Below are 14,096 nucleotides of genomic sequence, written 5' to 3' on the forward strand. Positions count from 1 at the left end.
TCACGATGCGGACTGCGCCGCGCGGCGCGCGAGTTCGCCACGCAGTTGCACCACGCTCGGCGTCACGATCGGAACGAACGCCACCTCGCGCCAGTGCCGTGCCAGGCTCAGCGGCTGGTCGCGGTGGTAGCCGCGGCCACCGCTGGCCTGCAGCTCGAGCTGCACCGCGGCCAGCGCGATGTCGGCCAGCGCGAGCCGGGCGCGGAACAGCGCCTCGGGCTGGGTGCGGAAGCGGCCATCGGCGATGCCCGCGTAGAGCGCATCGACCGTGGCATCGAGCGCCTGCCGCTGTTCGACGAGCGATGCGTCGAGCACCGCGCGCCCGGCGCCGCCGACCTGCGCCGCGGTCGCGAGTGCGGCGCGCGCCAGCCCGATCGACAGCCCGCACTGCAGGCCGAGGAACTCGGGCCGCGCCGTGGGCAGGAAGCGGTTGGCCTCGTCGTGGATCAGTTCGTCGGCCGCGAGCCGCGCGCCTTCGATGCGCAGCGACGCGGTGTTGCTGCCGCGCAGCGCGATCAGGTCGAGGTCGGCGCTGCGCTCCACGCCCGCCTGTCCACTCTGCAGCGCGGCCACGAGCGGCGCGCCGCCATCGGCACGCTGCACCACCACCGCGGCCACGAAGCCCTGGGGCCGCAGGTTGGTACACCACGGCACGCTGCCGTCGAGCCGCCAACCGGGCGTGCCCTCCTGCCGCGTGGCCGTGATCTGCAGCGCCTCGATGCCGCCGAGGAACTTCATCGCGTTCGACAGCCCCGAGGCACCGGCCAGGGAGCCGTCGAGCAGCGCGGGCAGCCAGCGCTCGCGCAGCGCCTGGTTGGGCGACTGCAGCAGGTATTCGATGAAGACGCGCTGGCCCCAGAAGGTGAAGGCCGCCGCCAGCGAATGGCCGGCCACGGCGGCGATGGCCTCGATGGCATCGCGCGTGTCGCCGCCCTGCCCGCCGATCGTGCGCGGCACGCCCAGGCCGAACAGCTGCGCGCCCGCGAGCCGCGGCAGCACCGCGTGCGCCTGCGCGTTGTCGCTGTCGAGCGCCTCGGCCTGCGTGTCGAGCCAGTGCCGGTCGGCCTCAGCCAGCATGGGCGGGCGCTGCGTCGGCGCGCAGGTTCTCGGGCAGGTAGGGCTGCAGTTGCGGATTGACCGCGCTGCCGGCCAGGCTGTTGGCGAAGTTGCACAGCGTGGCCAGGCTCACGCCCAGCACCACCTCGAGCACCTGGCGCTCGGAGAAGCCCGCGCCGCGGAAGGCCGCGAGCGCCTCGTCGCTGACCTTGCCGCGGCTCGCGATCACGGCCTCGGTGAAGGCGCGCACCGCATCGAGCCGCGCCTCTCCCGTGGCCTCGCCGCGCTGCAGCGCCACCACGGCCGAGGCCGGCAGCTTGGCCTGCTTGAGCGCCGCGGCCGAATGGCCGGCCACGCAGAAGTCGCAGCCGTGGATGCGCGCGGCCGTGATCTGCAGCACCTCGCGCTCGGCCAGCGTGAGTTCGCCGCGCGCGGTGGTCTGGGCCACGCCGAGGTAGGTCTCGAGCGCCTGCGGCGAATTGGCGAGGATGCCGATCAGGTTCGGCAGAAAGCCGTTGTTGGCGGCGGCGCGCGCCACCAGCGCACGGCTGGCTTCGGGCGCGGAGGTCTCGGTGTGCAGGGTCAGGCGTGTCATGTCGGTGCGGCTCGTGGGGTGCGGAAACTGGCACCGATTCTTCGCGGCCCGCCCGCGGGCATCAATGACCGGGCGTCTCGGATCTGTGCCGGTTCGTCTCGCTGGCGGTCACGCCGGCGGCCTCGCTGCGGTCGAGCCGCCGCGCGCGCTGCCAGGCGCCCGGCTGTTCGCCGATCACGCGCTTGAAGGTGCGCGAGAACGCGGCATAGGAGTCGTAGCCCACGGCCTCGGCGGCCTGCGCGATCGACTCGCCCTGCGTCAGCTTGCGCGCCGCGATCTGCATGCGCAGCAGTTGCAGGAACTGCAGCGGCGACTGGCCGCAGGCCTCGCCGAACTGGCGGAAGAAGGCCGCGCGCGAGAGATGCACGCGCTGCGCCATGTCGGCCACGCTCCAGGGCCGCTCGGGCGATTGCAGCAGCGCCGCCAGCAAGGGCGCGAAGCCGCGCCGGCGCAGCAGGCCCCAGAAGCCGCGCGCGTTCGCGTCGCTGCGCGCCACGTGGCGCAGGCCATAGAAGAACAGCAGGCCGGCGAGCCGGTCCATCAGCACCGAGGGTTCGGTGCCGGCGCGCAGCGCCTCGCTGCGCATCAGGTCGAACAGGGTGGCGGCCGAGGCCATCGCGAGGTCGTCGGCGCGCAGCACCAGGCAGTCGGGAAAGGACTGCGCGACCAGGTCGCGCAGCGGCCCGTCGAACGAGAAGAAGCCGCAGGCCAGCGCGGTTTCTCCCAGCGCGGGGCTGGCCGACAGCGGCTGCATCGCGCGCGGCGCGCAGTCGATGCCGGGGTCGGCATAGGGCGACAGGAAATGCGGCACGTCGCGCATCAGGAACACGCCGTCGCGCGGCGACAGCGCCACCGATTCGAGCCCCGGCCGGTGCAGCCAGCAGCGGCCCTCGAGGATCAGGTGGAAGCTCGCGCGAGCACGGCCCGCCGTGGAGGCGCGCCAGCGGCCGCAGTACTGGCCCACATGGAACAGCGTGGCGTTCCATTCGAGGCTGCCGAGCAGCCAGTCGGCCACCCGGTCGGCCTGGGCGTCGAACCCGGCATCGGCCGACGGGCTGGCTGCGTCGGGAATGACGGTGAGGGAAGGCATGGGCCCGCCAGTGTGGCCGAGGCCGCGCGCGGCGCCAAAGAACGAATCGCTGTGAGCTTATGACCCGGAAACGACCCGTTCGCGCTCGCCCGCGGCCCGCGCCGTCGTCCGCGCGCGGCCGAGCTCCGCACTCACCGCGCCGCTGAGCGTCTCGAGATCGAAGGGCTTGCGCAGCACCGAGTGCGAACCGACCACCTTCTGCACCTCCGCCATGTCGGCATAGCCGGTCGCGACCAGCACCGGCATCTGCGGATAGAGCCGGCGCGCGGCCGCCGCGAGCTCGGCGCCGTTCATGCCCGGCATCAGGTAGTCGACCATCAGCAGGTCGGGCCGGCGGCGCTTCAGCTCCTGCAGGCCGCTGTGGCCATCGCTGGCCTCGCGCACGGTGTACTGCAGCAGGCGCAGGCCTTCGGCGATGCCCTGGCGGACCTCGGCATCGTCCTCCACCACCAGCACCTCGCTGCGCGGGTCCTGCCTGGCGGGCGCGGCACCCTCGCGCTCGCGCGGCGATGCGGCGTCATCCGCCTGCTCGGGCTGCGACAGCGGGAAGCGCAGGGTCACGGTCGCGCCCTCGCCCGGCGTGCTGCGGATCTCGGCCTGGCCGCCCGACTGGCTGGCGAAGCCGTAGACCTGGCTCAGCCCCAGGCCCGTGCCATGGCCATTGGGTTTGGTGGTGAAGAAGGGATCGAACACCTTGGAGAGCACCGCGCTCGGTATGCCGCTGCCGGTGTCCTGCACGCTCACCAGCACCTGCGGCGAACCGTCGGCGGCGCTCGCCAATGCCGTGCGGATGGTCAGTTGCCCGCCCTCGGGCATCGCGTCGCGCGAATTGACCGACATGTTCAGCAGCGCCATCTCGAGCTGCGCGCCATCGAGCATCACCCAGAGTTCATCCGCCCAGAGGTCGAACTCGACCCGCACCTTCGAGCCGACCGAGACCTCGATCAGCTCGCGCAGATTGGTGACCAGCGCATTCACGCCATGCAGCCGCGGCACCAGGCTGCGCGCCCGCGCAAACGACAGCAGCTGCCCGGTCAGTCGCGAGCCGCGCGCCACCGACTCCTTCGCGCGGCGCGCATAGTCGGCCAGCTTGCCTTCGGGCGCCAGCCGCTTGATGAACTCCAGGTTGAGGTTGACCACGTGCAGCAGGTTGTTGAAGTCGTGCGCGATGCCGCCCGTGAGCCGGCCGATGGCCTCGAGCTTTTGGCCCTGCACCACGTTGGCCTGCAACCGTTCGCGCTCGGCGATCTCGCGCATCAGCCAGTCGTTGGCGCCCGCGAGTTCGGCCGTGCGGGTGGCGATGCGCCCTTCGAGCTCGGCATTGAGCCGCTCGACCGTGGCCTTGGCCGACTCGATGTCGTTCAGGTGGCGGCGCGTGGCGTACTGCCGCTGGCGCGCGCGCAGGGCAGAGCGCGCCGCGCTCGCGAGCGTCTCGGGGTTGAGCGGCCGCTCGAGCAGCACCGAGTTGCCGAGTTGCTGCAGCGAGGCCTGCGCGCTGGCCGAACGCCGACCCGACTGGCGCATCGCCAGCACCACGAAGGGCAGGTCGGACCAGGCCGGCTGCTTCGCCAGGCAGGCGCCCAGCGCGCTGTCGAAGCCGTCCGCCAGCGACTCCTCGGTCACGATCGCCGCCGCGGCCGCGATCTCGAGTTCCACCAGCAGCGATGCCGCGTCGGCGCAGACCAGGCAATCGATGCCCTGGCCCTCGAGCAAGGCCCGGATCACCTGCGCATCCCGGCCGCGCGGCGCGAGGATCAGGATGCGGTTTTCCACGCCGGCCCTTTCATGCGGACGGCGTGGCGATATCGCTATCGCCCAGCAGTGGCTGCGTGCCCGTGTAGCGGGCCGCGCCCGACAACACGCCCTGGAAGTCGCTCAGCGCCTTGCCGACCTCGACCCCGTGCGGGCCCAGGCGGAACTCGCGGATCGATTGCTCGTGCGCGTTGGTGCGGCTCTTGATCACCGAGATCGCCTTCAGCAGGTTGCCGCGTGCCTCGAAGTACCTGAAGTTCAGCATCGCATCGCTCAGGTAGCTCAGGTCCACGTCGGCGCGCATCTCGCCCACGGTGCCATGCAGCGACAGGATCAGCAGCGTGGTGAGCCCGCGCAGGTTCAGGTAGGCCAGCAGCTCGTGCATCTGCAGTATCAGGTACTTGCCGCCGGGCATGGCGTGCAGGTAGGCATTGAGGCTGTCGATCACCACCATCTGCACGCCGTCCTGCTCCACCGCCATGCGCACCGAGTGCGCGAACTGGCCCGGCGAGACCTCGGCCGGATCCAGCGTGCGGATCGTGATGTGGCCCGAGCTCATGTAGGGCTCGACGTCGAGCCCCAGCGCCCGCGAGCGCTGCCGCAGCGTGCCCAGGCCCTCGTCGAACAGGTAGTAGGCCACCTTCGAGCCGCGCCGCGCGGCGGCCACGGCGCAACTGATCGCAGTGGTGGTCTTGCCCACGCCCGCGGGTCCGGCCAGCAGCAGGCTGCTGCCCGGTGTCAGGCCGCCGCCCAGCAGGGTGTCGAGCGCCGCGGTGCCGGTCGAGACCAGGCGCTCGTCGATCCGCTGCTCGTGCTCGCTGGCCACCAGGCGCGGAAACACCTGCAGCCCGCCGCGGTCGAGGTTGAAGTCGTGCTCGCCGCTGCGGAACTTCACGCCGCGCAGCTTCACCACGCGCAGCCGCCGCTTGTCGGCGCCATAGTCGTTGGTGTTCTGCTCCAGGTGCAGCACGCCGTGCGCGATGCTGTGCAGGTGCTGGTCGCCATCGCCGCCCGAGCGGTCGTCGAGCATCAGCACGGTGCAGCCGCGCTGCGCGAAGAAGCGCTTCAGCGCGAGGATCTGGCGCCGGTAGCGCAGCGCGCTCTGGGCCAGCAGCCGCATCTCCGACAGGCTGTCGAAGACCACGCGCTGCGGCTTCTGCTCGTTGACCAGGCGCATGACGTCGCGCGTAGTCTCCCCGAGCTCGAACTCCGAGGGATGCAACACCGTCTGCTCGGCCTCCTCGCTGAGCCCCTCGTCGCTCACCAGGTCGTAGACCTCGATGCCCTCGAGCGACCAGCCGTGCGAGGCCGCGACCTCGGTCAGTTCCTCGGAGGTTTCGGACAGGGTGACGTAGAGCCCGCGCTCGCCGGCAGCGCGGCCGGCCTGCAGGAACTGCAGCGCGAGGGTGGTCTTGCCGGTGCCCGGCGTGCCCTCGACCAGGTAGAGATGCTGGGCGGGCAACCCGCCGCCGAGGATGTCGTCGAGGCCCGGGATGCCCGTGGAGGTGAGTGAGGATGGCATGACAGCAAAGCGTTTTTTTGGAGGAATACACGCCCGGGATGACCCAGGCCGCTCTGCATGCCACGTGGTGGTCCAGGAAGAGGGTCACTGCTTCATCGGCAGCGGCGGTGCAACTCATCAACCACAACAAATTCTGACTGGAATTCTCGCGCGCGGGATGCCCCGCGACAGGGGCGTTTCGGGCACTTCGCGTGTAAGCCATTGCCTCGTGCGGGCAAGGCAGGACGGTGCCAGGCCACCGCGACCGGTGGCGTCAGCCGTGCGCGATCGCGGCCCAGGCCGCGGCGAACAGCGTCGAGCCCGCGGCGGCCAGCAGCCCGCCCACCAGCCATTTGAGCGTGCGCGGCTGCAGCCGGTTGGGCAGCCGGTGATGCAACCGGGTGGCCGCATAGACCACCGGCATCGCACAGGCCGCGAGCAGCGCGGCACGCCACGAGAAGTGCCCGGTCGGCACCACGATCACGAGCCGCACCAGCGAGTTGAACGCGAACATCAGCAGCAGCGCGCGCCTTACCAGCTCGCGGTCCAGCGGCTGCCGGTACATGTGGAACACGATCGGCGGCCCCGAGCTCGAGAACAGCCCGCCGAGCACGCCCGACAGGCAGCCGACGATGGCGAAGCTCCTGCGCCCCGAGATCGCCGGCAGCGGCTTCGCCTGCAACACCAGCAGCACCGCGCAGCCGAGGATCGACACCCCCAGCAGCGCGCGCAGCCAGTCGACCGCGCTGCCGCTGAGCCAGGTCAGCAGCATCAGCCCGACGATCACGCCCACCGTGCTGCCATTGAGCGCCGGCTTCATCAGCTGCCACGGCACCGGCCCGGGCCGCGCGCGGAAGTAGGTCCAGGCATTGATCAGGCTCAGCACCGTGGCCGCGTTGGCCGCGTCGCCGACGCTCGCGATGTGGAACACCGACACCAGGCCGAGCAGGATCAGGCTGAAGGCGAAGCCGGTGAGGTTCTGGGCGTAGGTGGCGAGGGCGACGCAGGCCATGAAGGCCAGCACCGGGCCGGCGCCGGAGAAGAGGTCTTGCACGCGTCGGCCTTCAGCGGCGCGGGTCGGGCAGCACTTGCGCGCTGGCGACGGCGTTGCGAAGCCGCGGAGGCGAAAGACGAGACGTGGGAAGCGATCCGGCGGGATCGGGAACGAACGGGGGCACGGGCGCAGACATCGGGGGAAGCGGGGGGAAGGCGCGGTCGCGGGACGAGGCGCCTGCAGTCGAGAGTGATGCCGGGGGCCGGCATCGGGGGTGAATTATAGGTGGGCCCCCTGGGCGCACGCAGCACGCCGCACCGCCTCTCCAGCGCTGGCGGGTCTCCCGGTCCCGCTCCCCTGTCATGCGGCGTCGAAGTACCCCGGCTCCACGAGCAGCAGCGAGCCGTCGGCTCAGCGCGCCGCGCTCGCGCGCGGATCGTGACCGCAGGCGATGCCCGGCGCGCCCCGTTCGTTCTCCGCCAGCACGATGCCCCAACGAAGCAGCACGCGGCGCTCGGGCCCCTCACCGGTCCAGGGCAGCTCCATGCTGCCGGCGCAATCCACGGTCTTCATCAAGGGCTCGAGCAATGGCCCCTCAGCCTGGAACGGCCGCGTGTCGAGCATCAGCACCATGCCACCCTCGCGCGCCAGCACGCCCGGTGCCAGCCAGGGCGAGGTTCGCTCGTCGCCGTCGATGAGCAGGCGCACGCCGGGATCCATCCGCAGCGCGACGGCGCCCGCGAACCAGGTGTCGCCGACCAGCAGCGTCAGCGGACGCTCGCCCATGCGATCGCGCCATGTCGCCTCCACCGCCGCCGCGATCCGCTGCGATGGCAGGTTGGCGCGTGTCGCGCGGCCGGCCCGCGCGCTCCAGACGCCGTCGACCCCCGCATAGGCCCAGGCGGTGGCGATGTGCAGCACTCCCACCACCGCCAGCACCGCCTGCCAGCGGCGCCGGCTCCAGCGCTCCACGTCGAGCCACGGCAGCGAGGCAGCCGCCCATACGCCCAGCGGCAGGAAGAAGGTCGTGAGCCAGGCCGGAATCAGCCGCGAATGCAGCAAGGCCGAAGCGACCAGCACCAGCACGGTGGGACCGAGGGTCGCCCAGGCCAGGAAGCGCCGGTCGAATGCCGCGGGCAGCGGCGCCGGCTGCGTGGCCGCTTCGCGCCGCTGCGCGAACCAGGCCCAGCCGATGAACAGCAGCATCGGCGACAGCCGCGCGAGCTGGACCAGCAGCACGAACACCGGCCGCGGCAGCAGGTGCCTGCCGGCTGCATGCACCGAATGGACCGAGTGGCGTGCATAGAGCACCGTGGTGTCGCCATGCTGCAGCACCCACCACAGGTGCGGCGCCAGCAGCACCAGCGCCAGCGCGCTGGCCAGCAGCAGGTCGCGCCGCACGCGCGCATCGCGCCACAGGCCCTGGCGGACCACGAAGCCCAGGCCCACGGCGAACTGCACCGCGGCGCTGTACTTGGTGAGCATCGACAGGGCCGCGAACAGCCCGAGCCAGACCCAGTCGGCGCGCCCGCTCCCGGCCGGCCGCAGCACGCGCCACAGCATCCACCAGTAGCCCGCGAGCGGCAGCAGCTGCACCGTGTTGTGGTTGTAGACCACCGCGCGCTGCACGTGGTAGGTGACCAGCGTGCCCAGCAGCAGCGCGAAGGCCGCGCGCGCCGGCGTCATCATCTCGCGCGACCAGCGCCACAGCAGGTAGAGCGCGCCGACGCCGCAGCCCACGCCCCCCACGTAGGTCAGCCACGGCTGCCGGCCGAGCAGCGCCACCGGCAGGCTCAGCAGCCAGCTCGGCAGCGGCGGATGCTTGTAGTAGCCCCACTGCAGGCTGCCGCTCCAGAACAGCTCCTCCACGTTGTCCCAGGGCGGCGTGACATCGAGCGCCACCATCGGCCAGGCCCATGCCAGCACCAGCGCCACGAGCAGCGCGGGCACCCAGCGCTCCATCGGCGCGCCGCCCGTGGCGGTGGCATCGGCAGTGGGGAGAAAGCGGCCCGGCACGGGCGTCGATCCGGAAGTCATGGGCGGGATTTATAGGGGCCGCACCTCACCGCCGCCTGACTTCGCGAACGATGGTTTCGACGCGTCGCGATGCGCGTGGAGCCGGCCATGCTGACCCCGCACTGACCCGGCCGAATGGGGTGCATCGCGCACATGGAATTGAGTGCTTTCCCATGCACAAGCTCGTAATCTCCGGCCCATTCCCTGTCACGGTACGCGTCGTGCCGCCAGCCCCATCATGAACGCACCCATCCCCGAGTTCTCCAGGCTGCAGAGGCCACGAGCGGTTGCGATACCGAGCATCTCGTGCGTCGTTCCCTGCTTCAACGAAGCACGCAACCTGGGCGCCCTGCTGCCCGAACTCGAGCGCATGCTTCGCGCCACCCAGTTGCGTTGGGAAGTGATCGTGGTCAACGACGGCAGCACCGACGACACCGAGCTCGTCCTCGGCGCCTGGTGCGAGCGGCCGGGCATCCGCAGCCTCTCGCTGTCGCGCAACTTCGGCAAGGAAGCGGCCCTGACCGCCGGCCTGGGCGCGGCGCGCGGCGACGCGGTGGTGCTGCTCGACGGCGACATGCAGCACACGCCCGCGCTGGTGCGCGCCATGATCGACCAGTGGCGCGCGGGCGCCGAGGTGGTCTATGCGGTGCGCGAGGACCGCCGCGACGAGGGGCCGCTCAAGACGCTGAGCACGCGCCTGTTCTACCGGCTGCTCAACGCCTCCGACCGCTTCGCGGTGCCCGAGAACGCGGGCGACTTCCGGCTCATGGACCGCAAGGTGGTCGATGCGCTGCTGAAGCTGCCCGAGCGCAGCCGCTTCATGAAGGGCCTGTACGCCTGGGTCGGCTTTCGCGCCGTGGCGCTGCCCTACACGCCGGCGCCGCGCGCCGAGGGGCGCAGCCGCTTCAACGCGCGGCGCCTCGTCAAGCTGGCGCTCGACGGCCTCACCTCCTTCACCACCTGGCCGCTGCGCATGGTCAGCGTGGCCGGCCTGCTGCTCGCGGTTCCGGCCTTCGGCTACGGCAGCTACGTGGTGCTCGACTACATGTGCTTCGGCAACGAGGTGTCGGGCTGGTCGACCATCGTCGTGAGCCTGATGTTCTTCATCGGCGTGCAGATGATCTCCACCGGCATCCTCGGCGAGTACGTCGCGCGCATCTTCGAGGAGGTCAAGGGCCGGCCCGTCTACGTGGTGCGCGAGCAGCGCGGCCACGGCCTGGAGACCGAGGAGCCATGACCTCGCACGTCGCCGCAACGCAACGGCTTTGCATCTGCGCCGACGACTTCGGCATGAGCGCGGGCATCAACGCGGCGGTGCTCGACCTGATCGCGCGGCGCAATCTCTCGGCCACCGGCTGCCTGGTGCTGCGCGAGGCCTGGCCCCGGGGGCTGCCCGCGCTGCGGCGCGTCGATGCCGCGTGCGTCGACGTGGGCCTGCACCTGGACCTGACCCCGCCACGAACCGCGGGCGCCGAGGAGCCCGGCCTCGGTGCGCTGGTGCTGCGCTGCTACGCGCGGTCCATGCCGCGGGCACGCCTGCGGCAGACCATCGCCGGGCAGCTCGCGCGCTTCGAGGACGGCCTGGGCCGCGCGCCCGCCTTCGTCGACGGCCACCGGCACGTGCACCAGCTGCCGATGGTGCGCGAGCTGCTGCTCGAGGAGCTGTCGCGCCGCTACGCGGCCGCGCCGCCATGGCTGCGCAACACGCGGCCCGGCGCGGCCGCGTTCAAGCCCCGGGTCATCCATGCGCTGGGAGGCCGCGCGCTGGTGCGCGACGCCGCGCGGCGCTCGATCCCGACGAGCCGGGGCCTGCTGGGGGTCTACAACTTCGCGGGCGGGGTGGCGGGCTACCGGCAGCGCCTGCTCGCCTGGCTGTCCGCCGCGCGCAGCGGCGACGTGCTGATGTGCCATCCCTCGCTGGCCGAGGACGCCGGCACGCCGCACCACGAAGCCAGGGCCGCCGAGTACACGGTGCTGGCGGCCATGGAGTTCCCGTGGCGCGATCCCCGGGGCGGGCAGGTCGAGCTCATGGCCCTGTCGGGCGGGATGCATGGGTTGCGCACAATGTGCTGCCCGACCCACGACACCGCGACCCGATGACCTCCGCAAGCCTCCCACTCGACCATGCCTACCGCGCCTACCTCGACTGCCTCAACGCGCGGGACTTCGGCGCGCTGGGCCGCCATGTGCACGAGGAGGTCAGCCACAACGGCGTCCACCTCGGCGTCGCGGGCTACCGCCGCATGCTCGAGAAGGACTTCGACGACATTCCCGACCTGCGCTTCGAGCTGGAGCTGCTGGTCGTGGACGCGCCGCGCGTCGCAAGCCGGCTGCGCTTCGACTGCACGCCGAAGGGACGCTTCCTGGACCTCGACGTCGACGGCCTGAAGGTGTCGTTCGCCGAGAACGTCTTCTACGAGTTCGTCGACGGACGGATCGCGCGCGTGTGGTCGGTCATCGACAAGGCGGCCATCGAACACCAGCTCGTGGCGTCGCGCGGCGCGCGGCAGCCCTACTGAGCGTCGAAGCTCAGCACGAATCGCCCCGCTTCCGCCAGGCCGCCGCATTCGAGCAGCAGGCCGCACTCGCTGGTTCGCAGCGCCGGAAAGGTGCTTCGGCTCACGGCACGGCCGCTGCCCGCGGCCACCTCGCGGCCATCGAGCGCGAGCGTCCAGCGCCCCTGTTCGGCCAGCCGGCCGATGACGACCTCGAGGCCGCCGCGCGCGCCGGCGCAGCGGCGCAGCGCGAACCGGAGCCGCCGCGACGCCGGATCGAAACGGGCCTGCAGCACGTCCACGGCATCGCCCACTTCCACCAGCGCGGGATGGCGGCGCTCCTCGGCGGCGATGGGTTCGTTGTAGAGCTTCCAGAGCCCGTCGGGCACGTTGAGCGCCGCATAGCCCATCAGCACGTTGCCGCACATCGGCTCCATCAGCGTGCGATGGCCCTCGGCGTCCTGCGGCGCGTCGTTGCGCGGAAAGTAGAAGCCGCCATCGCGCCAGGTGGGCGCCATGTGGCGCTCGGCATGGCGCTCGAGGCCGGCCAGCGTCGCGGCATCGCCCATCTCCGAGGCCCAGGTCGCGGCCCAGCCGAAATCGGAATCGTCGTTGACCACCGCCTGGCCCATGATCAGCGGCCGCTCGGCCGAGCGCACCGACAGCGCGCCGTCGCGGCCCTCGACCAGCCAGTCGCGGATCTGCGCGGGATAGTGGCTGTGCACGAACTCGCGGTTCCACATGTTCATGAGCGTGCCGCACCAGGCGTCGGCCCAGGGCGAGGGGCCGGCGTTGTCGCGCACGACCTGCGTGTCCTGCGCCATCATCATGTTGTAGTGGCCGTTGGCGCCCAGCCGGCCGAACTGCGACCAGGCCTTCTGGTAGGCCTCGGTGACCTCGGCCGCCACCGAGCGGCCATTGACCAGGTCGTGCATACGAAAGCCGAGGATGGCCGGCTGGTTGCAGATCTGGAACACGCAGTTGGGCTCGCAGGCCACGCCCAGGTAGCCGCTCTCGACCATCTGCCAGTACACGGTCTCGTTGAGGCTGTTCTGGTCGTACTCGTAGCGCCGCTCCTTGCCGCCCCAGAAGAAGGACCAGTAGCTGAAGGTGAGCGCGCCGTGCGCGGCGTAGCGGTGATCGTCGAACAGGTAGTCGTAGAGCAGCGCCATCGACTGCACGTAGGCGCTGTACATGATGTTGTCGCGCGCGACCGGATCCCACTGCTCCTCGAGCCGGTCCGACAGGTGCAGGTTGAACACGCTGCCGCCGCGGCTGACGCGCGCCCAGTACATCCAGACCTCGGGCAGCAGCATCTTCTCGACCAGGCGCTCGAAGACCGGCTTGAACGCGCCCGGCGCGGCCGGCAGGCGATGGCGATGCGCCAGCGCCAGCGCATAGGCCATGTACGAGAGCTGGAAGCGGTAGCCGCCGAAGTCGTCCTGGCCCGCGCCGCGCCCCTGCATCAGCGACCAGTCGTTGGGCGGCTGGCGCGCGAGGTTGGCGAAGTGGCGCAGGTGCCCGGCCTGGCGGTCGGTGAGGGTGTCGTGGGCTTCGGCGGTGGTCATGCGGTCTTCTCCTCGGGTTCGATGCGCCGGGCGATCCAGGCCGCCAGGCAGGCGTTGACGCGTTCGGGCTGCTCCTGCTGCATCCAGTGGCCGCTGTCGACCACGGCCTCGCTGAGGTCGCCGCACATCGCGCGCATGGGCGCGGCCAGGCGCGAGTCGCGGGTCTCGCAGATCCAGTCGAAGGCGGCATGCAGGAACAGCACCGGCATCGCGAGCCGCCCCGCGGCGGGCGCGGTGGCCGCGAAGGCAGCGTTGCGCGCCATGTTCATGTACCAGGCGTCGGGACCGAAGAAGCCGTTGCGGCCCAGTCGCTCGGCATATTCGGCGAGCGCCTCCTCGGAGAGCACGGCGGCGTCGCGCGGCAGGTCGGGCGCGATGCCCGCGCCGCCGAACCAGCCGCCGTCGCGCCGCATCGTCGCGGTGCGGTAGGGCTTGCCGCGCCCCTCCGGATTGCCGCGTCGCATCAGCGCCTTGACGGTGCGCCGCGGATCGGCCTCGAGCGCGGCCCGCGCCGCCTCGAAGCTTTCCTGGTAGTGGCACTGGTAGTCCCACTGGCCCGCCGGATACAGGGCCTGCGGATACACGGCACGGTCGACCAGCGGCAGCAGGCTGTCGAGCGTGAAGCCGCTCGGCAGATAGGGAACGCACAGGCTCGCGACGCCCAGGCACTTGTCCGCATGATGGCTGGCCATGCTCCAGACCACCGGCGAGCCCCAGTCGTGGCCGACCCAGATCGCCCGGTCGCGCCCGAGGTGCGCGAGCAGCTCGACCATGTCCTGCACGATCTGTTCCATCGCGTAGTCCTCGCATGCCGGATGCACGGTCGAGCCGCCGTAGCCGCGCATGTCGGGCGCCACCACGCGAAAACCGAGCGCCGCGAAGCACTCGATCTGGTGGCGCCAGCTCTCGGCCAGTTCGGGCCAGCCGTGCACGAACACGATCAGCGGCCCGTCGGCCAGGCCGGCCGCCAGGTAGCGGGTGGTGTGCCGCGGGGTCGCGCATTCGTGCGCAGTGATCTCGTGTCGCATC

At 71.4% G+C, this 14,096-nt stretch carries 12 protein-coding genes; 3 read left to right on the forward strand and 9 right to left on the reverse strand.

All coding sequences use genetic code 11. The features are described from left to right. The 7 genes from INQ48_32795 to INQ48_32825 all read right to left on the reverse strand — a co-directional run bounded on the left by INQ48_32795 (position 1) and on the right by INQ48_32825 (position 8,950). Positions 1 to 1,077: an acyl-CoA/acyl-ACP dehydrogenase gene (locus INQ48_32795; protein QRF62330.1), complete on the reverse strand. Its 1,077-nt coding sequence runs from the start codon at positions 1,075 to 1,077 to the stop codon at positions 1 to 3. Continuing rightward, a complete protein-coding gene (locus INQ48_32800) occupies positions 1,067 to 1,651 on the reverse strand; it encodes a carboxymuconolactone decarboxylase family protein (GenBank protein ID QRF62331.1) in 585 nt (194 codons plus the stop codon). The genes INQ48_32795 and INQ48_32800 overlap by 11 nt, the downstream gene beginning before the upstream one ends. 61 nt (positions 1,652 to 1,712) lie before the next feature. After that, the gene (locus INQ48_32805) at positions 1,713 to 2,741 is read right to left on the reverse strand and encodes an AraC family transcriptional regulator (GenBank protein QRF62332.1); all 1,029 of its coding nucleotides are present in this window, start codon (positions 2,739 to 2,741) and stop codon (positions 1,713 to 1,715) included. Between the two features lie 57 nt (positions 2,742 to 2,798). Continuing rightward, positions 2,799 to 4,514: a response regulator gene (locus tag INQ48_32810; protein ID QRF62333.1), complete on the reverse strand. Its 1,716-nt coding sequence runs from the start codon at positions 4,512 to 4,514 to the stop codon at positions 2,799 to 2,801. A 10-nt stretch (positions 4,515 to 4,524) separates the two neighbouring features. Then, positions 4,525 to 6,015, reverse strand: a complete 1,491-nt coding sequence (locus tag INQ48_32815; GenBank protein QRF62334.1) for an AAA family ATPase — start codon at positions 6,013 to 6,015, stop codon at positions 4,525 to 4,527. Between the two features lie 253 nt (positions 6,016 to 6,268). Further along, positions 6,269 to 7,048 (reverse strand): sulfite exporter TauE/SafE family protein, encoded by a 780-nt coding sequence (locus INQ48_32820; GenBank protein QRF62335.1) that lies wholly within the window; start codon positions 7,046 to 7,048, stop codon positions 6,269 to 6,271. 351 nt (positions 7,049 to 7,399) lie between these two features. Further along, complete coding sequence (locus INQ48_32825) at positions 7,400 to 8,950, reverse strand: glycosyltransferase family 39 protein (GenBank protein ID QRF63049.1); 1,551 nt, start codon at positions 8,948 to 8,950, stop codon at positions 7,400 to 7,402. Positions 8,951 to 9,242: 292 nt separating this feature from the next. On the opposite strand from INQ48_32825, the gene INQ48_32830 reads away from it, so the two are divergent. The 3 genes from INQ48_32830 to INQ48_32840 are packed head-to-tail and all read left to right on the forward strand — an operon-like array spanning position 9,243 to position 11,523. After that, entirely contained in the window at positions 9,243 to 10,241 is a 999-nt protein-coding gene (locus tag INQ48_32830; protein QRF62336.1) for a glycosyltransferase family 2 protein, read from the forward strand. After that, the gene (locus INQ48_32835) at positions 10,238 to 11,104 is read left to right on the forward strand and encodes a ChbG/HpnK family deacetylase (GenBank protein QRF62337.1); all 867 of its coding nucleotides are present in this window, start codon (positions 10,238 to 10,240) and stop codon (positions 11,102 to 11,104) included. Before INQ48_32830 ends, INQ48_32835 begins: the two co-directional genes overlap by 4 nt. Further along, the gene (locus tag INQ48_32840) at positions 11,101 to 11,523 is read left to right on the forward strand and encodes an ester cyclase (protein ID QRF62338.1); all 423 of its coding nucleotides are present in this window, start codon (positions 11,101 to 11,103) and stop codon (positions 11,521 to 11,523) included. Before INQ48_32835 ends, INQ48_32840 begins: the two co-directional genes overlap by 4 nt. Here the strand turns inward: INQ48_32840 and INQ48_32845 are convergent. Together INQ48_32845 and INQ48_32850 are read right to left on the reverse strand one after the other, a co-directional pair. Beyond that, complete coding sequence (locus tag INQ48_32845) at positions 11,517 to 13,067, reverse strand: hypothetical protein (protein ID QRF62339.1); 1,551 nt, start codon at positions 13,065 to 13,067, stop codon at positions 11,517 to 11,519. The two genes, INQ48_32840 and INQ48_32845, sit on opposite strands and share 7 nt — an antisense overlap. Then, positions 13,064 to 14,095 carry an alpha/beta hydrolase gene (locus INQ48_32850; protein ID QRF62340.1) on the reverse strand — a complete coding sequence of 344 codons (1,032 nt, stop codon included), beginning with the start codon at positions 14,093 to 14,095 and terminating at the stop codon, positions 13,064 to 13,066. Before INQ48_32850 ends, INQ48_32845 begins: the two co-directional genes overlap by 4 nt. Position 14,096 lies beyond the last annotated feature (1 nt).

Origin of the sequence: Variovorax paradoxus (assembly GCA_016806145.1) — a bacterium.
In the GTDB taxonomy this organism is placed as follows: Bacteria; Pseudomonadota; Gammaproteobacteria; order Burkholderiales; family Burkholderiaceae_C; genus Variovorax.

Bases quoted from the DNA above. Each gene is read 5' to 3' on its own strand.
- INQ48_32795 (QRF62330.1), bottom strand. From the start codon at position 1,077: ATGCTGGCTGAGGCCGACCGGCACTGGCTCGACACGCAGGCCGAGGCG.
- INQ48_32800 (QRF62331.1), bottom strand. From the start codon at position 1,651: ATGACACGCCTGACCCTGCACACCGAGACCTCCGCGCCCGAAGCCAGC.
- INQ48_32805 (QRF62332.1), bottom strand. From the start codon at position 2,741: ATGCCTTCCCTCACCGTCATTCCCGACGCAGCCAGCCCGTCGGCCGAT.
- INQ48_32815 (QRF62334.1), bottom strand. From the start codon at position 6,015: ATGCCATCCTCACTCACCTCCACGGGCATCCCGGGCCTCGACGACATC.
- INQ48_32825 (QRF63049.1), bottom strand. From the start codon at position 8,950: ATGGAGCGCTGGGTGCCCGCGCTGCTCGTGGCGCTGGTGCTGGCATGG.
- INQ48_32830 (QRF62336.1), top strand. From the start codon at position 9,243: ATGAACGCACCCATCCCCGAGTTCTCCAGGCTGCAGAGGCCACGAGCG.
- INQ48_32835 (QRF62337.1), top strand. From the start codon at position 10,238: ATGACCTCGCACGTCGCCGCAACGCAACGGCTTTGCATCTGCGCCGAC.
- INQ48_32840 (QRF62338.1), top strand. From the start codon at position 11,101: ATGACCTCCGCAAGCCTCCCACTCGACCATGCCTACCGCGCCTACCTC.
- INQ48_32845 (QRF62339.1), bottom strand. From the start codon at position 13,067: ATGACCACCGCCGAAGCCCACGACACCCTCACCGACCGCCAGGCCGGG.
- INQ48_32850 (QRF62340.1), bottom strand. From the start codon at position 14,095: ATGCGACACGAGATCACTGCGCACGAATGCGCGACCCCGCGGCACACC.